We start from the raw sequence: 21,892 nt of genomic DNA, 5'->3' as shown, positions 1-21,892 counted from the left end.
GGGGCCCGCGCCGCCGCCGGGCCTGCGCCGTCCCGCCGGGGCGGCGCCTCGGAGAGCCGGGGGCGGCGCCTCAGGGGGCCGGGGTGTCCAGTGCGCGCAGCGCGCCGTGGGCCAGGTTCCTCAGGAGCCGCTCCAGGGCTTCGCGGGAGAGCGGGGTGCGCAGGTGGGGGGTGGAGTTGAGCAGGCCGAAGACCGCGTGGACCGCCGCCCGGACCTCCGGCTCGCCCGCCGCCGGGTGGAGGGCGCGGACGACGTCCACCCACAGCTCGACGTACTGCCGCTGGAGCTGCCGGACCCGCTTGCGGTCCTCGTCCTTGAGCCGGTCGAGCTCCCGGTCGTGGAGGGTGATGAGCGGCCGGTCGTCGAGGGCGAAGTCGATGTGACCGTCGATGAGGGAGGCGAGCAGGGCCGCCGGGTCGCCGTCCGACTCGGTCGCCCGCAGCCGGCCGCCGTCGAGCAGCCGTTCGCTGATCCCGACCAGCAGCTCCGCGAGCATCGCGTCCTTGCCGGGGAAGTGGCGGTAGAGCCCGGGGCCGCTGATGCCGACGGCGGCTCCTATCTCGTCGACGCCCACGCCGTGGAACCCGCGCTCGGCGAAGAGGCGGGCGGCCTCTTTGAGGATCTGCTCGCGGCGGGTGGGCGCGTCCATCCGGGTCGGGCTCGTGGTCATGGATTCGATTCTAGACAACCCGGTTAGCGGTCGTTAACCTGGGACGCGTACGTTAACGCTCATTAACCGAACAAGGGAGATCGGTCGATGCAGCAGGCACCTGTGCTGTCGAGTGCGGCGGACCCCGCCTCGCCGGCCTGGCGGGCCAACGAGGCGGCGCACCACGAGCTGGCCGCGACCCTGCGCGCCAAGCTCGCCGAGGCCGCGCTCGGAGGCGGTGAGAAGTCCCGGGCCCGGCACACCGCGCGCGGGAAGCTGCTGCCGCGCGACCGGGTGGACACCCTCCTCGACCCGGGCTCGCCGTTCCTGGAGCTGGCGCCGCTCGCCGCGCACGGCATGTACGGCGGCCAGGCCCCGGCCGCTGGCGTCGTCGCGGGCATCGGGCGGGTGAGCGGCCGCGAGTGCGTGATCGTCGCCAACGACGCCACCGTCAAGGGCGGCACCTACTACCCGATGACGGTGAAGAAGCACCTGCGGGCCCAGGAGGTGGCGCTGGAGAATCGTCTCCCCTGCCTCTACCTGGTCGACTCGGGCGGCGCGTTCCTGCCGATGCAGGACGAGGTCTTCCCGGACCGCGAGCACTTCGGCCGGATCTTCTACAACCAGGCCCGGATGTCCGGCGCCGGCATCCCGCAGATCGCGGCCGTCATGGGCTCCTGCACGGCCGGCGGCGCGTACGTGCCGGCGATGAGCGACGAGGCGGTGATCGTCCGGAACCAGGGGACGATCTTCCTCGGCGGGCCGCCGCTGGTGAAGGCGGCGACCGGCGAGGTCGTCACGGCGGAGGAGCTGGGCGGCGGCGAGGTCCACTCCCGCGTCTCCGGCGTCACCGACCACCTCGCGGAGGACGACGCGCACGCGCTGCGGATCGTGCGGAACATCGTGGCGACCCTCCCCGAGCGGGGCCCGCTCCCCTGGTCGGTCGAGCCGGCCGAGGAGCCGAAGGTCGACCCGTACGGCCTGTACGGCGCCGTGCCGGTGGACTCCCGCACCCCGTACGACGTGCGCGAGGTGATCGCCCGGGTGGTGGACGGCTCCCGCTTCCAGGAGTTCAAGTCCGAGTACGGGCAGACCCTGATCACCGGCTTCGCCCGGATCCACGGCCACCCGGTCGGCATCGTCGCCAACAACGGCATCCTGTTCGCCGAGTCCGCCCAGAAGGGCGCGCACTTCATCGAGCTGTGCGACCAGCGCGGGATCCCGCTGGTCTTCCTCCAGAACATCACCGGCTTCATGGTCGGCAAGGCGTACGAGCACGGCGGCATCGCCAAGCACGGCGCCAAGATGGTCACGGCGGTCGCCACCACGCGCGTGCCGAAGCTGACGGTCGTCGTCGGCGGCTCCTTCGGCGCGGGCAACTACTCGATGTGCGGCCGGGCCTACTCCCCCCGCTTCCTGTGGATGTGGCCGAACGCCAAGATCTCCGTCATGGGCGGCGAGCAGGCCGCCTCGGTCCTCGCCACCGTCAAGCGCGACCAGCTCGGGGACGCCTGGAGCGCCGACGAGGAAGAGGCGTTCAAGGCGCCGATCCGCGAGCAGTACGAGACCCAGGGCAGCGCCTACTACGCGACCGCCCGCCTCTGGGACGACGGCGTGATCGACCCGCTGGAGACCCGCCAGGTGCTGGGTCTCGCGCTGACCGCCTGTGCCAACGCGCCCCTGGGTGACCCCCAGTTCGGCGTCTTCCGGATGTGAGGACCACGACGATGCAGCAGATGTTCGACACCGTCCTCGTCGCCAACCGGGGCGAGATCGCGGTCCGCGTCATCCGCACCCTGCGGGCGCTCGGCGTCCGCTCGGTGGCCGTGTACAGCGACGCCGACGCCGACGCCCGGCACGTGCGGGAGGCGGACACGGCGGTACGCATCGGGCCCGCGCCGGCCTCGGAGTCGTACCTCTCCGTCCCCGCGCTCCTGGACGCGGCCCGCCGCACCGGCGCGCAGGCCGTCCACCCCGGCTACGGCTTCCTCGCGGAGAACGCGGCCTTCGCCCGCGCCTGCGCGGAGGCGGGGCTCGTCTTCATCGGGCCGTCCGCCGAGGCGATCGCCCTGATGGGCGACAAGATCCGGGCGAAGGACACCGTGAGGAAGGCCGGCGTGCCGGTCGTCCCCGGAGACGCCGACCCCCGGGTGGCCGAGGCCGCGCGGGAGATGGGCGCGCCGGTGCTGCTGAAGCCCAGCGCGGGCGGCGGCGGCAAGGGCATGCGGCTCGTCCGGGACCTGGCGGTCCTGGAGGAGGAGATCGCGGCGGCCCGCCGGGAGGCGCGGGCCTCCTTCGGGGACGACACCCTGCTCGTGGAGCGGTGGATCGACCGGCCCCGGCACATCGAGATCCAGGTCCTGGCCGACACCCACGGGAACGTGGTGCACCTGGGCGAGCGCGAGTGCTCGCTCCAGCGCCGCCACCAGAAGATCATCGAGGAGGCGCCGAGCGTCCTCCTGGACGAGGCGACCCGGGCGGCGATGGGCGCGGCGGCCGTGGAGGCGGCCCGGTCCTGCGGCTATGTCGGCGCGGGCACGGTCGAGTTCATCGTGCCGGGCGGCGACCCCTCCCAGTACTACTTCATGGAGATGAACACCCGTCTCCAGGTCGAGCACCCGGTGACCGAGCTCGTCACGGGCCTGGACCTGGTGGAGTGGCAGCTGCGGGTCGCGGCCGGCGAACCGCTGGCCTTCGGCCAGGAGGACGTCCGGCTCGACGGCTGGGCGGTCGAGGCGCGGATCTGCGCCGAGGACCCGGCCCGCGGCTTCCTGCCGTCGGGCGGCACGGTGCTGGCGCTGAACGAGCCGTCCGGGGACGGCGTGCGCACCGACTCCGGCCTCCTCGAAGGCACCGAGGTCTCCTCGCTCTACGACCCGATGCTGTCGAAGGTCATCGTCCACGCGGCCGACCGGCCCACCGCGCTCCGCAAGCTCCGCGCCGCCCTCGCCGACCTCGTCACCCTCGGCGTCCCCACCAACGCGGGCTTCCTGCGGAACCTGCTCGCCCACCCGGACGTGGTGTCGGGCGCCATGGACACGGGCCTGGTGGAGCGGGACGCGGAGTCGCTGGTCGACGGGTCGGTGCCGGAGGAGGTGTACGCGGCGGCGGCCGCCGTGCGCCGGGCCGCGCTGGCCCCCGAGCCGCGGGCCGGCTGGACGGACCCGTTCGACGTGCCGAGCGGCTGGCGCCTCGGCGGTACGCCGAAGCCGCTCGCCTTCCCGCTCCGGGCGCCGGGGCTCGAAGCCGTCACGGTCGGGGCGCCCGGCGGCGCCCGTGTGACGGACCGTTCGGTCACCGTCACCGTCGACGGCGTCACCCACACCTTCCACCGGGCCGGCGCCTGGCTCGGCCGGGACGGCGCCTCCTGGCACGTCATGGACCACGACCCGGTCGCCGCGGCGCTCTCCGGGGCCCGGCACGGCGGCGCGGACACGCTCGCCGCGCCGATGCCCGGCACCGTCACCGTCGTGAAGGTGGCGGTCGGGGACGAGGTGGAGGCGGGTCAGAGCCTGCTGGTGGTGGAGGCGATGAAGATGGAGCACGTCATCTCCGCCCCGCACGCCGGCACCGTCACCGAGCTGGACGTCACGCCCGGCACCACCGTCGCCATGGACCAGGTCCTGGCCGTGGTCACCCCCCGCGAGGAGGACCCGGAATGACGCTCCCCGCCACGCTCCCCATGGCCTTCCCCGACCCGGAGCTGCCCGCCCGGGTCCGGATCCACGAGGTCGGGCCCCGGGACGGGCTGCAGAACGAGAGGACGGCCGTCCCGACCGAGGTGAAGGCGGAGTTCATCCGCCGGCTCGCCGCCGCCGGGCTCTCCACCGTCGAGGCGACCAGCTTCGTGCACCCCAGGTGGGTGCCCCAGCTGGCCGACGCCGAGGCGCTCTTCCCGCTCGTCCGGGACGTCCCCGTCCGCCTGCCCGTCCTCGTGCCGAACGAGCGCGGGCTCGACCGGGCGCTCGCCCTCGGCGCCCGCGAGGTCGCCGTCTTCGCCTCCGCCACCGAGTCGTTCGCCAAGGCCAACCTCAACCGGACCGTCGACGAGGCCCTCGCCATGTTCGAGCCGGTCGTCGTGCGGGCGACGGAGGCGGGCCTGAAGGTCCGCGGCTACCTCTCGATGTGCTTCGGCGACCCCTGGGAGGGCGCGGTCCCCGTCGAGCAGACCGTCCGCGTCACCAAGGCGCTGGCCGACATGGGCTGCGAGGAGCTGAGCCTCGGCGACACCATCGGCGTGGCCACCCCGGGGCACGTGCGGACGCTCCTCGGCGAGCTGACCGCGGCCGGCGTGCCGGTCTCCCGGATCGCCGTGCACTTCCACGACACCTACGGGCAGGCGCTCGCCAACACGCTCGCCGCGCTGCGGCAGGGCGTGACCACGGTGGACGCCTCCGCGGGCGGCCTCGGCGGCTGCCCGTACGCCAAGTCCGCCACCGGCAACCTCGCCACCGAGGACCTGGTGTGGATGCTCGACGGCCTCGGCATCGAGACCGGGGTCGACCTGGCCGCCCTCACCGCCACGAGCGTGTGGATGGCCGAACAACTGGGGCGGCCGAGCCCCTCCCGTACCGTCCGCGCCCTCTCCCACAAGGAGTGACGAAACCCATGTCCCTCGACCACCGGCTCACCGACGAGCACGAGGAACTGCGCCGCACCGTCGAGCAGTTCGCCCACGACGTGGTGGCGCCGAAGATCGGCGACTACTACGAGCGGCACGAGTTCCCGTACGAGATCGTCGCCGAGATGGGCCGCATGGGCCTGTTCGGCCTGCCCTTCCCCGAGGAGTACGGCGGCATGGGCGGCGACTACCTCGCCCTCGGCATCGCCCTGGAGGAGCTGGCCCGGGTCGACTCCTCGGTGGCCATCACGCTGGAGGCGGGCGTCTCGCTCGGCGCCATGCCGGTCTACCGCTTCGGCACCGAGGAGCAGAAGCGCCAGTGGCTGCCGAAGCTGTGCTCCGGCGAGGTGCTGGGCGCCTTCGGCCTGACCGAGCCGGGCGCGGGCTCGGACGCGGGCGGCACCCGCACGACCGCCGTCCGGGACGGCGACCACTGGGTCGTCAACGGCTCGAAGTGCTTCATCACCAACTCCGGCACGGACATCACGGGTCTGGTGACGGTCACCGCGGTCACCGGCCGCAAGCCGGACGGCCGCCCGCTGATCTCCTCGATCATCGTCCCGTCCGGCACCCCCGGATTCACCGTCGCCGCGCCCTACTCGAAGGTCGGCTGGAACGCCTCGGACACCCGCGAGCTCTCCTTCGACGACGTCCGGGTGCCGGTGGAGAACCTGCTCGGCGAGGAGGGCCGCGGCTACGCCCAGTTCCTCCGCATCCTGGACGAGGGCCGCGTCGCCATCGCGGCACTCGCCACGGGCCTCGCGCAGGGCTGTGTCGACGAGTCCGTGAAGTACGCGCGGGAACGTCACGCCTTCGGCCGGCCGATCGCCGACAACCAGGCCATCCAGTTCAAGATCGCCGACATGGAGACGCGGGCCCACATGGCTCGCATCGGCTGGCGCGACGCCGCCTCCCGCCTGGTCCAGGGCGAGCCCTTCAAGAAGGAGGCGGCGATCGCCAAGCTGTACTCCTCCACGGTCGCCGTCGACAACGCCCGCGAGGCCACCCAGGTCCACGGCGGCTACGGCTTCATGAACGAGTACCCGGTGGCCCGCATGTGGCGCGACTCGAAGATCCTGGAGATCGGCGAGGGCACCAGCGAGGTCCAGCGCATGCTGATCGCCCGCGAGCTGGGCCTCGGCGGCTGACCGACCGCCCGTCATAAAGATGCGGGCCCCGGCGGCTGACCGACCGCCCGTCATAAAGATGCGAGCCCCGGCGGAGGACCGTACTCCGCCGGGGCTCGCACCGGTCCGGGTCAGGCGAACCGCGCGATCGGGTTCACCAGGTCGCCGACGAGCTGGAGCGCCGCCGACGGGTCCGCCAGGTCCACCATCTGCTTGTTGTTGCGCAGCTGGAGGCGGTTGAGCGCGGAGAGCGCGAAGGTCTCCGCGAACATGTCGTACTGCGCGAAGCGGTCCGCCAGCTCCGGCTTGGAGTCCTGGTAGCCCTTCACGCACTCGGCGACCGTCCGCCAGAAGACGTCCTCGCCGACCGTGCCCTCCGCCGCCAGGGTCGCCCCCATGAAGCGCAGGAAGCAGTCGAAGACGTCGGTGAAGACCGAGAGCAGCTTCATGTCCTCGGGGACGTCGGCGCGGATCCGCTCCACCGCCGGCGGGAGGACCGCGTCCGGGTCCATCACGCAGATCTCCTCGGCGATGTCCTTGAAGATCGCCCGGTCGACCGCGCCCCGCTCGTCCAGGACCAGGATCACGTTCTCGCCGTGCGGCATGTAGACCAGGTCGTAGGCGTAGAAGCAGTGCAGGACCGGCAGCAGGTACGCGTCGAGGTAGCCGCGCAGCCACGCCTCGGGCGCCAGGCCCGACTCCCTGATCAGCGCGCCGGCGAAGGACGCGCCCGCGTGGTCGACGTGGACGAGCGAGGCCATCGTCGCGAGCCGCTCGCCCTCGGCGAGCCGCTCCACCGGCGACTCGCGCCAGAGCGCCGCCAGCATCTTGCGGTACGGCGAGTAGCGGTCCGTCGCGGCCTCGTACTCCAGGTGCCGGTAGCCGACCGCCGCCCGCTCGCGGATGATCGAGAAGCGGGCCGCCTTCAGGACGTCGTCCGCGTCGATCAGCTGCGCCAGCCAGTCGTTGATGGCCGGCGTGGCCTCCATGTAGGCCGCCGAGAGGCCGCGCATGAAGCCCATGTTGAGGACCGACAGGGCGGTCTTCACGTAGTGCTTGGCCGGGTCGGCGGTGTTGAAGAAGGTACGGATCGACTGCTGCGCCAGGTAGGCGTCGTCGCCCTCGCCCAGGTACACCAGGCGCCGCTGTGCCACCTCGGCGGCGAAGGTCACCGACAGCTTGTTCCACCACTGCCAGGGGTGGGCGGGCATGAGGAGGTAGTCGGCGAGGTCCAGGCCGAGGTCGGCGAGGACGCCGGCGAAGCGGTCGACGGCCGCGTCACCGAGCTCGGCGCGGATGAAGGCGTCGTACTCGATGCCCGCGCCGGCGGTGAAGGCGGCCCGGTCGCGGCGGGCGGCCAGCCACACCAGGTGGATCGGGGCGGCCGCCTCGGGGGCGTAGGCGCGGTACTCGTCGACGCCGAAGCCGAGGCGCCCGTTGTTGGCGACGAAGCAGGGGTGGCCCTCGGTCATCCCGGTCTCGATCGCCTGGAAGTCCGCGCGGGCCAGCTCGGCTGCGGTCACCCGCGGCTTGGTCGCCTTGTAGGCGGTGCCGGCCAGGGTGGAGGAGATCTCCTCCAGGTAGACCGGCAGGATCTCGTCGCTGAGGCCGAGCGCGCCGCGCAGTTCGGTGATGAACTGGAGGGCGTCGAGCGGCAGCTGCTCGTCGCCGCGGTGGCGGCTGATGGACTCGGGGTAGACCTGCCAGTGGTCGAGGGCGAAGCGGTCCGCGGTGAAGCGGTACTCGGTGGCGCCGTCGTCGCTGAGCACCCGGTAGCGGGACTCGCCCAGCTCCTGCGGGTTGAGCAGCCGCTCGTGGGCGAACTCGGCGAGGCCCTTGCGGATCAGCGCGCGGTTGGCGTCGGCCCAGAGGTCGGGCGTGAGGTGGGCGACGGGGTTCATACGGCGGCTCCCACGGCGGACTCGAACTGCTGCCGGGTGCAGAAGCTGAGCAGCGCCATCTTCTCGGGCTTCCTGATCTCGCGCTCGGGGACGAAGCCGACGGCCTCGTTGAGGGCGTGGACGGCCTTGTTGGCGACGTCGGGCTCGACGACCACGCGGGCGGTCGCCGGGTCGGCGAACAGCTCGCGCATGACCTCGGTGATCACCTTGCGGGTGAAGCCGTGCACCGGGGTGTCGGTGGGGGCGACGAGGAAGTGCATGCCGACGTCGCCGGGGAGCGGGTCGTACAGGCCGACGAGCTCCAGGTGGGCCGGGTCGTACCGCTCCATGAGGATCGCGGGTATCCCGTCCACCAGACCGATGAACGCCTGGTGGTGGGGGTTGGCGGCGAAGGCCGTGTACTCGCGCTCGACGTCCTCGACGGTCGCGTCCTGCATCATCCAGAACGCGGCCTTGGGGTGGGTGACCCAGGCGTGGAGCAGCTCCGCGTCCTGGACGGGGTCGAGCGGGCGGAAGCGGACGGTCATACGGCGAACTCCTGGAACGCGATGGTCTTCTCGACGGGGTAGTACTCGGACCCCAGCATCGCCCCGATGATGTAGGCGTTGCGGTACGCCCCCATGCCCAGGTCGGGCGAGGTGATCGAGTGGGTGTGGACACCGGCGTTCTGGAGGAAGACCTCGCGGCCCGTGGTGTCGACCGCGTAGTTGCGGGCCAGGTCGAAGCGGCCCTGCCCGTCGAAGCGCAGGCGGTCGCGGAGCGGCTCCAGGAAGGCGGGGACGGCGTACTTGTAGCCGGTCGCGAGGATCAGGCCCTCGGTCTCGATCTCGTACTCCTTCTCCTGCTCCTCCTGGCGGAAGCCGAGGGTGTAGGTGCCGCTCGCCTCGTCGTACGAGGCGCTGTGCAGCGCGGAGTTGGTGAGCAGGCGGGTGGGGACCGGGCCGGCGAAGTTCTTCTGGTAGAGCAGGTCGAAGATGGCGTCGATGAGCTCGCCGTTGATGCCCTTGAAGAGGCCCTTCTGCTGGGACTCCAGGCGGTAGCGGGTCTTCTCGGGGAGCGCGTGGAAGTAGTCCACGTACTCGGGGGAGGTCATCTCCAGGGTGAGCTTGGTGTACTCCAGCGGGAAGAAGCGCGGGGAGCGGGTCACCCAGTTGAGCTTGTAGCCGTGGACGTCGATCTCCGAGAGGAGGTCGTGGTAGATCTCGGCGGCGGACTGGCCGCTGCCGACGATCGTGATCGACTTCTTGCGCTGGAGTGCTTCCTTGTTCTGCACGTAGCGCGAGTTGTGGATCAGGTCGCCGCCGAGCTCCGCGCAGGAGTCGGGGACATACGGCGGGGTGCCGGTGCCGAGGACGATCCGGCGGGAGCGGAGGGTCTCGCCGGTCGTGGTGGTGACGAGGTACAGGCCCTCGGCCTCGTCGTGGGAGACGGAGGCGACGGTGGTGGAGAAGCGGATCGAGGTGAGCTTGTCGGCGGCCCACCGGCAGTAGTCGTTGTACTCGGCGCGCAGCGGGTAGAAGTTCTCGCGGATGTAGAACGAGTACAGCCGGCCCTTCTCCTTCAGGTAGCTGAGGAAGGAGTACGGCGAGGTCGGGTCGGCGAGGGTGACCAGGTCCGACATGAACGGCGTCTGGAGGTGGGCGCCTTCGAGGAACATGCCCGAGTGCCACTCGAAGTCCGGCTTGGACTCCAGGAAGAGGCCGTTCAGTTCCTCGATGGGTTCGGTCAGGCAGGCGAGTCCGAGGTTGAACGGACCGAGCCCGATCCCGATGAAGTCGTGGATCTCAGCGATCTCAGGCGTGGACAAGGTTCTCTCCCAGGTACTGCTCGGCGTGGCCGGCTATCAGATCGAGGACGGCGGCGATGTCGGACACCGTGGTCTCGGGGTTGAGCAAGGTGAACTTGAGGTACTGGCGGCCGTCGACCTTGGTGCCGGCGACGACGGCCTCGCCCGAGGCGAAGAGGGCCTTGCGGGCGTGGAGGTTGGCCCGGTCGATCTCCTCGGGGGAGGTGACGGCCTCGGGGATGTAGCGGTAGACGAGGGTGGAGAGCTGCGGCTCGACGACCACGTCGTAGCGGGGGTCGGCGGCGATCAGGTCGAATCCCGCGGAGGCCAGGTCGCAGACCTCGTCGAAGAGCTCGCCGATGCCGTCGGCGCCCATCACCCGCAGGGTCATCCAGAGCTTGAGGGCGTCGAAGCGGCGGGTGGTCTGGAGCGACTTGTCCACCTGGTTGGGGATCCGCTCGGCGACGGTACGCGCGGGGTTGAGGTAGTCCGCGTGGTAGGTGGCGTGGCGGAGGGTGGCCCGGTCGCGGACCAGCAGGGCGGAGGAACTGACCGGCTGGAAGAAGGACTTGTGGTAGTCGACGGTGACCGAGTCGGCGTGCTCGATGCCGTCGAGGAGGTGGCGGCGCTTCAGGGAGGCGAGCAGGCCGCAGCCGTAGGCCGCGTCGACGTGCATCCAGGCGCCGTACTCGGCGGCGAGGGCGGCGATCTCGGGCAGCGGGTCGATCGAGCCGAAGTCGGTGGTGCCGGCGGTGGCGACGATCGCCATCGGGACGAGGCCCTCGGCGCGGCAGGCCTCCAGCTCGGCGGCGAGGACGACGGACTGCATGCGCTTGTTCTTGTCGACCGGGATCGAGACGACCGCCTCGCGGCCGAGTCCGAGGAGGCCGGCCGACTTCTGGACGGAGAAGTGGCTGCACTCGGAGGAGAAGATCCGGAGCTTCGACAGGTCGGCGGTGCCGGCCTCCTCGCGGGCGAGCAGCAGCGCCTGGAGGTTGGACTGGGAGCCGCCGCTGGTGAAGACGCCGTCGGCGAGGGGGCCGAGGCCGATGCGGGCGGTGGTCCAGTCGATGAGCTTGCGCTCGATGAGGGTGCCGCCGGCGGACTGGTCCCAGGTGTCGAGCGAGGAGTTGACCGCCGAGAGGACGGCCTCGCCGAGGACGGCGGGGATGACGACCGGGCAGTTGAGGTGGCCGAGGTAGCGCGGGTGGTGGAAGTAGACCGCGTCGCGGAGGTAGACGTCCTCCAGCTCGTCGAGCGCGGCGGTGGCGTCGCCGAGGGGGCGGTCGAGGTCCACGGCGTCGATGACCGGGGCCAGTTCGGCGGGGGTGACGCCGGTGAACGGGCCGCGGGTCGTGGCGAGTTTCCTCGCCACCCGCTCGACTCCTTCGGTGACGGAGCGTCGGTAGCTCTCCGCCGTCGTGTCGTTGAGCAGGTGCGAACGCATGTGGGGGCCCTTTCGGGGATGAGGACGCGGGGGTGCGCAACCAGGAATTGCGGAAGTGAGGTTAGCCTAACCTAATGTTTCACGCCAACGGCCCCCCGCCCTGTGAAGGTCGGGGGGCCGTCGGTGTGAAATGGACTACTACGACTGGACGTTCGCCGCGTCCTGCGCCGTCTCGCCCTGCGCCACGTGCTGCGCCGTCTCGTCCTGCGCCGCGTCCTGCGTCGTCTCGTCGGGCACCTCGCGCAGGGCGTCCTCCGAGAGGCCCTTGCGCCAGTAGCCGACGAACGTCACCCGGCGCCGGTCGAGACCGCGCTCGCGCACGAAGTGCCGCCGCAGCGCCTTCACCGCGCCGGACTCGCCCGCGATCCACACGTACGGCGACTCCCCGGGCAGCTCCGCCCCCGCGATCGCCTCCAGGCCGGTCGGCGCGCCCTCCTCCCGGATCAGCCAGGTCACGGAGGCGTCCGCCTCCGTCGCGAGCTCCATCCGGTCGCCGGAGTACGGCACTTCGAGGAAGACCCGGGCACGGGTCCTCGCCGGCAGCCACTCCAGGATCGCGGACGCGGCGGGCAGCGCCGTCTCGTCCGCCCAGATCAACACCGAGTCGGCGCCCTCCGGCAGCCGGAAGCGGACGGCGGTGTTGTCGGCGACCGCCGGGCCGAGCACGACCACCCGGTCACCGGGCTTCGCGTGCTGCGCCCAGCGGCAGGCGGGCCCGCCGTCCTCGTGGACGGCGAAGTCGATGTCCATCTCGTCCACCGGCTCCGTGCGCTGCTCCCGGACGGTGTACGAGCGCATCACGGCCCGGACGTCGTCGGGCATAGCCCGCCAGGCGCCGAGGATCGCGTACATGTCCGGGTCGTCGAGCGGCGGGAGGACCGGGGCGTCCTGGCCGGGGTGCGGCAGGAAGAGCGAGAGCGACTGGTCGCGCCCGCCGGCGGCGAAGCCCTTGAGGTCGTCCCCCGTGAAGGTGACGCGGACCAGCGACGGGCCGAGCCGCCGCGTCCGGTCGACCTGGAGGGAGAAGAACTGGAACGGGGCGGTCTCGGCGTTCGTCATCGGGTCAGGACACCTTCTTCGCGTTCTCCAGGGCGGTCGCCAGGTCCTCCAGGAGCGGGGCGCACTTGGCGTAGGAGTAGACGGGCTCGGTCACGCGCGGGAAGACCTGGCCGGCCTTGACGGCGGGCAGCGCGGCCCAGGTCGGCTTGGCCTTCAGCTGCTCCGGCTGGAGGGTGCCGGTGCGGTTGTCGAGCAGGATCACGTCGGCCTTGTAGGCGTCGACGTTCTCCCAGCTGAGGAGCTCGAACCAGCCCGAGGGGTCGAGCTTCCCGGGGACGACGATGTTGAGGCCCAGCTCCTGGAAGTAGAGCGTGTCGGTCGGGCGGACCGGGGTGGAGACGTAGAAGGTGTCCGGGGCGCCGGAGCCGATGAGGATCTTGATGTCCTTCTTGCTCTGGGCGACCTTGCGCAGCCGCTCGGCGGCGGCCTCGAAGCGGGCCTTGTCCTTCTTGACCTGCTCGCTGTTCACGTCGGCGCCGAGCGAGGCGGCCAGGTCGGCGTGGCGCTGGAGGACGGACGGCATCGACTTGCCGGAGGCCCACAGGGCGACACTGGGGGCGATCTTGAGGATCTTGGCCTTCTGCTCCTCCGGCACGTACCAGAGGGCGTCCTTCTCCCACATGTCGGTGATGAGGACCTCGGGCTGGAGCTTGAGGTACTCCTCGATGTTGAACTCGCCCCAGACGTTGCCGATGACCTTCACCTTGGCGATGTCGAGGTCGCCGGCCTGGACGTCGGGCTTGCGCTCCTTGGTCTTCGGGTCCTCGACGTAGGTCGGGCCGAAGACGCCGGCGACCTCGACGCCGAAGTCCTTGAGGGCGGCGGCCATGCCGGTGAAGGCGACGATGTTCTTCGGGACCGTCTTGGTCTTCACGGTCTGGCCGCGGTCGTCCTTGAACTCCCAGGAGCCGGACTTGGCGGAAGCGGAGGAGGAAGCACCGGAGTCCTTCGTCTTGTCGCCGTCGCCGCAGGCGGCGAGCACGGCGCCGAGCCCGAGGGCGCCGCCCGCGGCGAGGATGCCGCGGCGGGTGAGGGAGGTGGCTCGGGCGTTGCTGGGCATGGCGAAGTCGCTTTCGGTACGAGCCGGGTTCGGCCGGGGCAAGTCGAAGGTAGGTTAGCCTAACCTTGTTCCGCTCCACAGCGGCCGACCCCGTCCGCACGGTGTGACGCGCGCTACTCCTGACGAGGTGCGACACCCCGCGGGCGCGGCGCGCCGCCGCGCGCCCGCCCGTCGCCCGCCTCAGGGTTGACGGGGTGACCACCTCCGAGGCGAGAACCGGTCCGCACCCCCCGGCCCCCGCTCGGGCGCGGAGCGGCGGGTGGCTCCTGGCCGCCGTCGCGGCCGTCTTCACCCTCGCCCAGCTCGCCCTCGCCGTTCCGGGGACGGGGCTCGGCTGGGACGAGGCCGTGTACGTCAGCCAGGTCGGCGGCAACGCCCCGCCCGCGTTCTTCAGCGCTCCCCGGGCCCGGGGCGTCACCTATCTCGTCGCGCCCGTCGCCGCGTTCACCGCCTCCACCACCGCGATCCGCGTCTATCTGGCGCTGCTCTCCGGGGCGGCGCTCCTCGGCGCGCTGTGGGTGTGGCGGCCGCTGCTGCCCGTCCGGGTGCTCGCCGTCGCGGGCGCCCTCTTCGCCGGGCTGTGGGTCACCGTCTTCTACGGCCCGCGCGTGATGCCCAACCTGTGGTGCGCCTTCGGCGCCCTGGTGGCCGTGGGCCTGCTGCCGCGCGCCGCCCGCGACCGGCGGGCCCTGGCCGGACTCGCCGCGGCCGTCGCCGCCGTCACCCTGCTGCGGCCCGCCGACGGCCTCTGGCTCGCGCTGCCGCTGCTCGCCGCCGCGCTGCCGGTGCCCGCCTGGCGCCGCCCCCGGGTCCCGGCCGTGATCACCGCCGGGCTGTTCCTCGGCGCGGTCCCCTGGGTGGTGGAGGCGTACACCTCCTACGGCGGGCTCGCCGTCCGGCTGCACCGGGCCGGCGAGATCCAGGGCTCGATGGGCTGGTACTTCTCGGTCGACGACCATGTGCGGGCGCTCGCCGGACGGACCCTGTGCCGGCCGTGCGACATCGCGTGGGCGCACCCGTGGACGGCGTTCTGGTGGTTCCTGCTGCCGTGCGCCGTCCTCGGCGGACTCGCCGCCGCGCGCCGGGCCGGCCGCCTCGCGCCCGTGCTCCTCGCGACGGTGACGGCGGCCTCGCTGGCGGCGCCGTACCTCTTCACCCTCGGGTACGCGGCCCCCCGCTTCCTGCTGCCCGCCTACGCGCTGCTCGCCCTGCCCGCGGCCGAGTGCGCGCTCCTCCTGTGGACCGCGGCCCGCCGGTCGGCCCGCCGCCGCCTCGCCACCGGCCTGCTCGCCGTCCTCCTGGCCGCCCATCTGGCCGTGCAGTACGCCGTCCTCATCGGGCCCGTCGGCCACAGCCGTTCCGTACGGACGCAGTTCACCGGCATCGCGACCGCCCTGCACGGTCTCGGGGTCCGTCCGCCCTGCCTGGTCACCGGCCGCGAGTACGTCCCGATCGGCTACTTCACCGGCTGCTCCTCCCGCCAGCCGCACGGCCACGACGGCAGCATCACCGAGGCCGGCCTGGCCGCCGCGGCCCGCACCGTGCCGCTCGCGGTCGTCGTCCCCGCCGGCCGCACCCCACCCGCCTACGCACGGGGCTGGCCCGCAACCCGCCTCCCCACCACCCCCGGCTGGGCGCCCCTCGACGCGTACGTCTCACCGGCGACGACGGCGCCCGCGGGATGACTACCGGGCGGGCCAGGGCACTTCCGGCGAGCGGTGGAAGGCGATGCCCAGCGCGTCGAAGCGGTGGGCCTGCTCGCCGAGGCGGAGCCTGTACGTGTCCCAGTCGCGGCCGGCCGCCGGCGACCAGCCGAGTTCGGCGAGGCCCGGGAGGCGGGGGAAGGCCATCGTGTCGAGCTGTTCGGGGGTGGAAAGGGTATCGGTCCACAGCGGGGCCTCGATGCCGCGGACGGCGCTCTCCGGGACGCCGGGGAGATGGGTGCCCGGGTCCCAGTCGTACGCCCTGCGGACGGAGACGGTGCCGGCCCACGTGAGGCCGAGCGGGGTGTCTGCGTCGTACTTCATGTCGAGGTAGGCGCGGTCGGCGGGCGAGACGACGATGCCGGCGCCGGCCCTCGCCGCCCGGGCGACCTTCTCCTTCTCCTCGGCCGTGGTGCGGTCGAGGCCCCAGTACTGGATCAGGGCGCCGGGCACGGGGGTGGCGTCGCCGGTGAGCTGGTGCCAGGCCATGACCTGCTTGCCGTGCCGGGTGACCAGCGGCTGGATGCGGTCCATGAGGGTGCGGTAGTCGGCGGGGCTGGTGGACGTCGCCTCGTCGCCGCCGATGTGGACGTACCGGCCGGGGGTGAGGGCGGCGATCTCGCGCAGGACGTCGTCGGCGAACGCGTACGTGACCTCCTTCTCCGCGCAGAGGGTGGAGAAGCCGACCTCGATGCCGGTGTACGGCTCCGGCCGCTTCCCGTCGCAGTTCAGCTCGGGGTAGGAGACGAGGGCCGCGTGGGTGTGCCCCGGCATGTCGATCTCGGGGATCACCTCGATGTGCGCCGCGGCGGCGTACCGCACGATCTCCTTGTACTGCTCCTGGGTGTAGAAGCCGCCGGGCCCGCCACCGACCTCGGTGGCGGCGCCGGCCTCGGTGAGCTTCGGGCGGGAGCGGATCGCGATGCGCCACCCCTGGTCGTCGGTGAGGTGGAGGTGGAGGGCGTTGTACTTGTAGAGGGCGATGCGGTCGACGTACGCCTTCACCTCGTCGACCGTGAAGAAGTGGCGGGCGACGTCGAGCATGGCTCCCCGGTAGGGGAAGCGCGGGGTGTCGGTGACGGTGCCGCCGGCGATCCGCCAGACGCGGCGCTGGACGGTGGTGCGCTCGATGGCGGCCGGGAGCTGCTGGCGGACGGTCTGGACGCCGCGGAAGAGGCCGGCGGGGGTGCGGGCGGTGAGGGCGAGCCGGCCGGGGGCGGAGCGGAGCTCGTACCCCTCGTCGCCGAGGGCGCCGGCCGTCGGGTCGAGCCGGAGGACGAGGTCCGCGGCCGGGTCGGTGACGACCGGGAGGCGGAAGCCGGTGGCGGGGCGGAGCCGGGCGGCCAGCTGTTCGGCGACGGCGCGGGCGCCCGGATGGTCCGGGACGCCGATCCGGGTGGCGGCGGTGAGGGTGTACGGGGCGCCGCCGGGCTCGGCGGAGGCGGGGAGCGGGATGATCCGGCCGAGCGGGCGGACGTCGGGCTCGGCGGCGGGGAGCGCGGCCGGGCCCGGCGCGGGGGCGGCCGTGGTCCCCTCCGTACAGCCGAGCGCGGTGGCGAGCAGCAGGAGCGCGGGGGCGATCAGACGCCGTCGCACGGGCGGTCCCCTTCCGGGTGAGCGGGTGGGTGACCATGGGTACCGTCGCCCGCACACAGGGTCAAGGTCTGGACCAATACCCGTGTCAAGACCGATGATCATGCGCTCCCTGCCCGATTTCGGGCAGGATTATTGCGGGAATCGCGGAGTACCCCTCAATATTCATGGGTGCTCGAACGCCGCCCGTCCCATGACGACCTCATCGACCATCTGGTCCGGAGCACCGCGCTCCAGCGTGGTGAGGCCGCCCGGGTGGTGCTCGACGTGCTGGCGTACTTCGACGAGACGACCGAGGAGTTCGTCCGCCGCCGCCACCGCGAACTGCAGTCCGGCGGTGCGGTGAACGCGGACATCTTCGAGCGGATCGCCGGCGAACTGCCGCACCGGGCCGTCGCACCGCCGGAGCTCTCGCTCCGGCAGCTGCGCCGGATCGTCTACGGCTAGTCCGGCCGCCGTCTCCACGACGGGACAGCACCGTCTTTCACCAACCGGAGGGGTTTCCTTTATGTGCGGAATTGTCGGTTACATCGGTAAGCGCGACGTGGCGCCGCTGCTGCTGGAGGGCCTGGCCCGCCTGGAGTACCGCGGTTACGACTCCGCCGGCCTCGTCATCAACAGCCCGAAGAGCGCGGCGCTGAAGATGGTCAAGGCCAAGGGCCGGGTCCGTGACCTGGAAGCCCGCGTCCCCAAGCGCTTCTCCGGCACCACCGGCATCGCGCACACCCGCTGGGCCACCCACGGCGCCCCGAGCGACCACAACTCGCACCCCCACCTGGACCCCGAGAACAAGGTCGCGGTCGTCCACAACGGCATCGTCGACAACGCCCAGGAGCTCCGCGCCAAGCTGGAGGCCGACGGCGTCGTCTTCGCCTCCGAGACGGACACCGAGGTCATCACCCACCTCATCGCCCGCTCCCAGGCCGAGTCCCTGGAGGACAAGGTCCGCGACGCGCTCAAGGTCATCGAGGGCACCTACGGCATCGCCGTGATGCACGCCGACTTCAACGACCGCATCGTCGTCGCCCGCAACGGCTCCCCGGTCATCCTCGGCATCGGCGAGAAGGAGATGCTGGTCGCCTCCGACGTGGCCGCGCTCATCGCCCACACCCGCCAGGTCGTCACCCTCGACGACGGCGAGATGGCCACCCTGAAGGCCGACGACTTCCGCACCTACACGGTCGCGGGCGCCTCCACCACGGCGACCCCGGAGACCGTCGAGTGGGAGGCCGCCTCCTACGACATGGGCGGCCACGACACCTACATGCACAAGGAGATCTCCGAGCAGCCCGACGCGGTCGACCGCGTGCTGCGCGGCCGGATCGACGACCGCTTCTCCACCGTGCACCTCGGCGGCCTCAACCTCGACCCGCGCGAGGCCCGCACCATCCGCCGCATCAAGATCCTCGGCTGCGGCACCTCGTACCACGCCGGCATGATCGGCGCCTCCCTCATCGAGGGCATGGCCCGCATCCCGGCGGACGCCGAGCCGGCCTCCGAGTTCCGCTACCGCAACCCGGTCGTGGACCCCGACACGCTGTACATCGCCGTCTCCCAGTCCGGCGAGACCTACGACGTGCTCGCCGCCGTCCAGGAGCTCAAGCGCAAGGGCGCCCGCGTCCTCGGCGTGGTCAACGTGGTCGGCTCCGCCATCGCCCGCGAGGCCGACGGCGGCGTCTACGTCCACGCGGGCCCCGAGGTCTGCGTCGTCTCGACCAAGTGCTTCACCAACACGGTCACCGCCTTCGCGCTCCTCGCCCTCCACCTCGGCCGCATCCGCGACCTGTCCGTCACCGACGGCAAGCGGATCATCGAGGGTCTGCGCAGGCTCCCCGCGCAGATCGAGGAGATCCTCAAGACCGAGGACGAGATCAAGCGGATCGCCGCCGAGTACGCCGGCGCCCAGTCGATGATGTTCATCGGCCGCGTCCGGGGCTACCCGGTCGCTCTGGAGGCCTCCCTCAAGCTGAAGGAGATCTCCTACATCCACGCCGAGGCGTACCCGGCCTCCGAGCTGAAGCACGGCCCGCTCGCCCTCATCGAGCCCGCCCTGCCGACGGTCGCGATCGTCCCGGACGACGACCTGCTGGAGAAGAACCGCGCCGCCCTGGAGGAGATCAAGGCCCGCTCCGGCCGCATCCTCGCGGTCGCGCACCAGCCGCAGGCCAAGGCCGACCACACCATCGTGGTCCCGAAGAACGAGGACGAGCTCGACCCGATCCTCATGGGCATCCCGCTCCAGCTCTTCGCGTACCACACCGCACTCGCCATGGGCCGCGACATCGACAAGCCGCGCAACCTGGCCAAGTCCGTCACGGTCGAGTAGTCGCACGGCGGGACCTGTCACCCGCCGAGCGCGCCACGGCCCCGGGCCTGTCCCCCGGAGCCGTACGCCGGGCCTGTCCCCCGGCGGAGCCGACCGGACACGAGGAACGGCCCCTCACGCTTCCCAGGAGCGCGAGGGGCCGTTCTGCTGTGCTGTCGCGGGGCCCGGTCCGTCCCCGGGTACTTCAGCCGGGCTGACTCGCCGGGCCCCGCGGGGTCACGCCGCGGCCGTGCTGCCCCGGCCCGCGCGTCCCAGGGCGGTCGGCCAGCCGGCCACCGCCGCCGTGGCGCCGTACCAGGCCGCGAGGCCGGCCAGTGCGGCCACCCAGCCGCCCGCCTTGCCGAGGCCCTCGTTGCCCGCCAGCGCGGCGATGCCCGAGAGCACCAGCGCGACGAAGAGGAGCCCGTACACGCCCTGCCCGAAGACCCCGCCGCCGGAGGCGGCCAGCGTCAGCGTGAGCGCCAGGAGCGCCCACAGGAGCAGGAAGAGCCCGGCCGCGTCCGCCGAGGTCCCGCCGCCCGCTCCGGTCCCCCAGGTGAACCAGAAGGCGCCGAGCGCGGTGAAGGCCGTGCCGTCGCCGGTGCTGCCCGCGCGCAGGGCGAGCAGACCGACCAGGAAGAGCGCCACGCCGCCGACCCAGGTGGCGAGGCCCGCGGCATCGGCTGCCGCGACGTTGTCGATCAGACCGGTGCCGCCCAGGCCGAAGGCCAGGAGGGTCAGTCCGAGTGCGAGGTTTCCGAGGGTGCTGGTGCCGTTCCCCGACGCGACGTCCTTGTTCACGACGGGCTCCCTTCGAACGAGCGGTGATGCCGCTTGAGCTGCTGTGATCCGGTCCCCTTTAACTACCCTTCACAAGCGCACAAATCACCTGAGGCGGGCAGAAATTATCGCCCGGGCAAGGAAGTTGAGGGAGGGTCAGGCGGTACGGAGGAGATCCGGGCGCCGTTACGGGATGACGATCACGGGCCGCTGCGCGCGCCGCGCGAGCCGGCCGGCCACCGAGCCGAAGATCCGCCCGACGATCCCGTGCGTCGATCCGACCACGATCGCGTCGGCCGAGTACTCCCGGCCGACCTCCTCCAGCTCGTGACAGATGTCGCCACCGCGCTCGACCAGGATCCACGGCACCTCGGAGAGGTGGTCCGCACAGGCCAGCTCAAGACCGAGCACCTCGGTGCGGTGGTCGGGGACGTCGACGAAGACCGGCGGCTCGCACCCCGCCCAGACGGTGGTGGGGAGCCGGTTCGCGACGTGCACGATGATCAGGCCGGAGCCGGAGCGCCGGGCCATGCCGATGGCGTACGCGAGGGCGCGCTCACTGGACATGGAGCCGTCGAAGCCCACGACGACACCGTGCCGGAAGGCCGGGTCGCAGGCGTGGCGTGGCTGTTCGACCGCGAGGGGGTCGACCGTGGAGTCGGCGACGCGCTTGCGGTCCGCGGGTTCGGGGAATTCGTGACCGGCCATCGGTGTCTCGGCTGTGGCAGTCCTCGTGGGAAGGGGCGGTGGAGGGGAGCGGAACAACGGGTGGCGGCGGAGCTGTGTCCGGGAATCATCTTCCCAAGCCCATACCCCCAAGGGTACGGCGACACTCCTCTCCTGCCCAGGGCCCGCCGTGCCACACCCGGCGTGCTGACCGCTCGTGCGCGACTCGGCGCGCTCGGTGTCCTCCGGAGGATGCACGAAGGATTCACCATCTGGCAATGCCGGATGTGCCCTACAGGCGTCCGCCGGCCGCCGCCCCGAGGGCCGAACGGGCGTCGCTCAGAGTGACCGGAACCTTCCGTTCCTCGTTCCCCACAGGTCCGGATCACCGCCGCAGGGAGACCGCCCGTGCCCGCACCCTCCACCCCCGCCCCGACCGTGCCCGTCCCCTCCGTCCCCTCCGTCCGCTCCCGCCGGCGCACCCGCGTACCGGGCCCCGCGGCGCCCGCAGCCCCGGGGGCGGGCGGGCCGGCGGAGCTCTGGGGGGACACGGCGGCGGGGCCGGGGGCGGCCGGCGGCGGGTTCGGGGACCCGGCCGGGGACACGGTCCGCTGGGCGGTCTTCTGCTGCGCCCTCGTCCCGCTGGTCCTCGTCGCCTTCGGGACCTCGCTGGGCGGCGCGGGCGGGGCCGCGCTCGGGCTCGCCTCCGTGACGGCCGCGTGCCGGCTGCTGCTGCGCCGCGCGGAGCGGGGGCTGCGCGCCGAGGGCGTCACGAGCGGGACGGGTGGGACCCAGGGACGCCTCCGGGGCTGAACGGACGGGGCCCGACCCCCTTCGAGTTGACAGGTTCGCACAGCCGATCCCATATGTTTTCAGCCAAGTTGAAGTCCCCGGCGCGTCCTTGCCGAAACGGTACGCCAACCCCTCGCCGCTCACCCGGGAAAGCCCTGCCCCAGCGGGTCGCACCCCCCGCTTGCGGCCACTTCGCCGACCTGAGGCCCTTCCGGGGATCCCTCCGGTCGATCACCCGGCGATCGATCGCTTCACGCCAAGTGGCCTTGTCGACAATCTGCCGGATGGAGAAGTTGTCACGCCGGCGCCACGGGACCCAGTAGATTCGATCATGGGTACCGAAGACTGGGGTCTCGTGCAAAACCAAGGGGAAACGTGGCACAGCGACACGACCAGGGAGACG

At 72.2% G+C, this 21,892-nt stretch carries 18 protein-coding genes; 8 read left to right on the top strand and 10 right to left on the bottom strand.

Going from position 1 to position 21,892, the window contains the following annotated elements:
* Positions 1 to 70 precede the first annotated feature (70 nt).
* Entirely contained in the window at positions 71 to 670 is a 600-nt protein-coding gene (locus tag ACFYT9_RS00855) for a TetR/AcrR family transcriptional regulator (RefSeq protein ID WP_387271701.1), read from the bottom strand.
* A gap of 87 nt (positions 671 to 757) precedes the next feature.
* On the opposite strand from ACFYT9_RS00855, the gene ACFYT9_RS00850 reads away from it, so the two are divergent.
* Genes ACFYT9_RS00850 through ACFYT9_RS00835 form a run of 4 tightly spaced genes read left to right on the top strand, consistent with a single transcriptional unit; the run spans position 758 to position 6,418 of the window.
* Positions 758 to 2,365 (top strand): carboxyl transferase domain-containing protein, encoded by a 1,608-nt coding sequence (locus ACFYT9_RS00850; protein ID WP_387271703.1) that lies wholly within the window; start codon positions 758 to 760, stop codon positions 2,363 to 2,365.
* A gap of 20 nt (positions 2,366 to 2,385) precedes the next feature.
* Positions 2,386 to 4,311 carry a biotin carboxylase N-terminal domain-containing protein gene (locus ACFYT9_RS00845; RefSeq protein WP_389160600.1) on the top strand — a complete coding sequence of 642 codons (1,926 nt, stop codon included), beginning with the start codon at positions 2,386 to 2,388 and terminating at the stop codon, positions 4,309 to 4,311.
* A complete protein-coding gene (locus ACFYT9_RS00840; protein WP_389160080.1) occupies positions 4,308 to 5,249 on the top strand; it encodes a hydroxymethylglutaryl-CoA lyase in 942 nt (313 codons plus the stop codon). The genes ACFYT9_RS00845 and ACFYT9_RS00840 overlap by 4 nt, the downstream gene beginning before the upstream one ends.
* Before the next feature lie 8 nt (positions 5,250 to 5,257).
* A complete protein-coding gene (locus tag ACFYT9_RS00835; RefSeq protein WP_387271707.1) occupies positions 5,258 to 6,418 on the top strand; it encodes an acyl-CoA dehydrogenase family protein in 1,161 nt (386 codons plus the stop codon).
* Between the two features lie 110 nt (positions 6,419 to 6,528).
* On the opposite strand, the gene ACFYT9_RS00830 is transcribed toward ACFYT9_RS00835, so the two are convergent.
* From ACFYT9_RS00830 to ACFYT9_RS00805, 6 genes are all read right to left on the bottom strand, one after another.
* On the bottom strand, positions 6,529 to 8,298 hold the full coding sequence (locus ACFYT9_RS00830) for an IucA/IucC family protein (RefSeq protein WP_389160078.1): 1,770 nt from the start codon (positions 8,296 to 8,298) through the stop codon (positions 6,529 to 6,531).
* Positions 8,295 to 8,825: a GNAT family N-acetyltransferase gene (locus tag ACFYT9_RS00825; protein ID WP_376599372.1), complete on the bottom strand. Its 531-nt coding sequence runs from the start codon at positions 8,823 to 8,825 to the stop codon at positions 8,295 to 8,297. The genes ACFYT9_RS00830 and ACFYT9_RS00825 overlap by 4 nt, the downstream gene beginning before the upstream one ends.
* Positions 8,822 to 10,105 (bottom strand): lysine N(6)-hydroxylase/L-ornithine N(5)-oxygenase family protein, encoded by a 1,284-nt coding sequence (locus ACFYT9_RS00820; RefSeq protein WP_389160076.1) that lies wholly within the window; start codon positions 10,103 to 10,105, stop codon positions 8,822 to 8,824. The genes ACFYT9_RS00825 and ACFYT9_RS00820 overlap by 4 nt, the downstream gene beginning before the upstream one ends.
* A complete protein-coding gene (locus tag ACFYT9_RS00815) occupies positions 10,092 to 11,531 on the bottom strand; it encodes a pyridoxal phosphate-dependent decarboxylase family protein (protein WP_387271713.1) in 1,440 nt (479 codons plus the stop codon). The genes ACFYT9_RS00820 and ACFYT9_RS00815 overlap by 14 nt, the downstream gene beginning before the upstream one ends.
* 138 nt (positions 11,532 to 11,669) lie before the next feature.
* On the bottom strand, positions 11,670 to 12,590 hold the full coding sequence (locus ACFYT9_RS00810) for a siderophore-interacting protein (protein ID WP_389160074.1): 921 nt from the start codon (positions 12,588 to 12,590) through the stop codon (positions 11,670 to 11,672).
* A gap of 4 nt (positions 12,591 to 12,594) precedes the next feature.
* The gene (locus tag ACFYT9_RS00805; RefSeq protein WP_389160072.1) at positions 12,595 to 13,650 is read right to left on the bottom strand and encodes an ABC transporter substrate-binding protein; all 1,056 of its coding nucleotides are present in this window, start codon (positions 13,648 to 13,650) and stop codon (positions 12,595 to 12,597) included.
* 194 nt (positions 13,651 to 13,844) lie between these two features.
* Here ACFYT9_RS00805 and ACFYT9_RS00800 point away from each other — a divergent pair, with 194 nt between their 5' ends.
* A complete protein-coding gene (locus ACFYT9_RS00800; protein WP_389160071.1) occupies positions 13,845 to 15,335 on the top strand; it encodes a hypothetical protein in 1,491 nt (496 codons plus the stop codon).
* On the opposite strand, the gene ACFYT9_RS00795 is transcribed toward ACFYT9_RS00800, so the two are convergent.
* On the bottom strand, positions 15,336 to 16,949 hold the full coding sequence (locus ACFYT9_RS00795; RefSeq protein WP_389160069.1) for a beta-N-acetylhexosaminidase: 1,614 nt from the start codon (positions 16,947 to 16,949) through the stop codon (positions 15,336 to 15,338). It lies immediately after the preceding gene.
* A gap of 168 nt (positions 16,950 to 17,117) precedes the next feature.
* Here ACFYT9_RS00795 and ACFYT9_RS00790 point away from each other — a divergent pair, with 168 nt between their 5' ends.
* The gene (locus ACFYT9_RS00790) at positions 17,118 to 17,393 is read left to right on the top strand and encodes a hypothetical protein (protein ID WP_376599359.1); all 276 of its coding nucleotides are present in this window, start codon (positions 17,118 to 17,120) and stop codon (positions 17,391 to 17,393) included.
* Between the two features lie 61 nt (positions 17,394 to 17,454).
* Complete coding sequence (gene glmS / locus ACFYT9_RS00785; protein WP_376599358.1) at positions 17,455 to 19,272, top strand: glutamine--fructose-6-phosphate transaminase (isomerizing); 1,818 nt, start codon at positions 17,455 to 17,457, stop codon at positions 19,270 to 19,272.
* A 216-nt stretch (positions 19,273 to 19,488) separates the two neighbouring features.
* Here glmS and ACFYT9_RS00780 read toward each other — a convergent pair whose 3' ends face one another.
* Both ACFYT9_RS00780 and ACFYT9_RS00775 read right to left on the bottom strand, forming a co-directional pair.
* Positions 19,489 to 20,052 (bottom strand): GPR1/FUN34/YaaH family transporter, encoded by a 564-nt coding sequence (locus ACFYT9_RS00780; protein ID WP_376599357.1) that lies wholly within the window; start codon positions 20,050 to 20,052, stop codon positions 19,489 to 19,491.
* Positions 20,053 to 20,217: 165 nt separating this feature from the next.
* Positions 20,218 to 20,739, bottom strand: coding sequence for a universal stress protein (locus ACFYT9_RS00775; RefSeq protein WP_030493924.1), 522 nt, complete (start codon positions 20,737 to 20,739; stop codon positions 20,218 to 20,220).
* A 366-nt stretch (positions 20,740 to 21,105) separates the two neighbouring features.
* On the opposite strand from ACFYT9_RS00775, the gene ACFYT9_RS00770 reads away from it, so the two are divergent.
* Positions 21,106 to 21,510 carry a hypothetical protein gene (locus tag ACFYT9_RS00770; RefSeq protein WP_389160066.1) on the top strand — a complete coding sequence of 135 codons (405 nt, stop codon included), beginning with the start codon at positions 21,106 to 21,108 and terminating at the stop codon, positions 21,508 to 21,510.
* The last annotated feature ends 382 nt before the right edge of the window (positions 21,511 to 21,892 follow it).

Origin of the sequence: Streptomyces sp. NPDC004435 (assembly GCF_042873895.1) — a bacterium.
GTDB lineage: Bacteria > Actinomycetota > Actinomycetes > Streptomycetales > Streptomycetaceae > Streptomyces.
The sequence above is the reverse complement of the archived record's forward strand: the minus strand, read 5'-3'. Positions and strand labels throughout refer to the sequence as shown.

What these genes read in the sequence shown, in the direction of transcription:
- ACFYT9_RS00845 (WP_389160600.1), top strand. Translation starts at nt 2,386, where the DNA reads ATGTTCGACACCGTCCTCGTCGCCAACCGGGGCGAGATCGCGGTCCGC.
- ACFYT9_RS00850 (WP_387271703.1), top strand. Translation starts at nt 758, where the DNA reads ATGCAGCAGGCACCTGTGCTGTCGAGTGCGGCGGACCCCGCCTCGCCG.
- ACFYT9_RS00805 (WP_389160072.1), bottom strand. Translation starts at nt 13,650, where the DNA reads ATGCCCAGCAACGCCCGAGCCACCTCCCTCACCCGCCGCGGCATCCTC.
- ACFYT9_RS00815 (WP_387271713.1), bottom strand. Translation starts at nt 11,531, where the DNA reads ATGCGTTCGCACCTGCTCAACGACACGACGGCGGAGAGCTACCGACGC.
- glmS (WP_376599358.1), top strand. Translation starts at nt 17,455, where the DNA reads ATGTGCGGAATTGTCGGTTACATCGGTAAGCGCGACGTGGCGCCGCTG.
- ACFYT9_RS00830 (WP_389160078.1), bottom strand. Translation starts at nt 8,298, where the DNA reads ATGAACCCCGTCGCCCACCTCACGCCCGACCTCTGGGCCGACGCCAAC.
- ACFYT9_RS00810 (WP_389160074.1), bottom strand. Translation starts at nt 12,590, where the DNA reads ATGACGAACGCCGAGACCGCCCCGTTCCAGTTCTTCTCCCTCCAGGTC.
- ACFYT9_RS00825 (WP_376599372.1), bottom strand. Translation starts at nt 8,825, where the DNA reads ATGACCGTCCGCTTCCGCCCGCTCGACCCCGTCCAGGACGCGGAGCTG.
- ACFYT9_RS00840 (WP_389160080.1), top strand. Translation starts at nt 4,308, where the DNA reads ATGACGCTCCCCGCCACGCTCCCCATGGCCTTCCCCGACCCGGAGCTG.
- ACFYT9_RS00855 (WP_387271701.1), bottom strand. Translation starts at nt 670, where the DNA reads ATGACCACGAGCCCGACCCGGATGGACGCGCCCACCCGCCGCGAGCAG.
- ACFYT9_RS00775 (WP_030493924.1), bottom strand. Translation starts at nt 20,739, where the DNA reads ATGGCCGGTCACGAATTCCCCGAACCCGCGGACCGCAAGCGCGTCGCC.
- ACFYT9_RS00835 (WP_387271707.1), top strand. Translation starts at nt 5,258, where the DNA reads ATGTCCCTCGACCACCGGCTCACCGACGAGCACGAGGAACTGCGCCGC.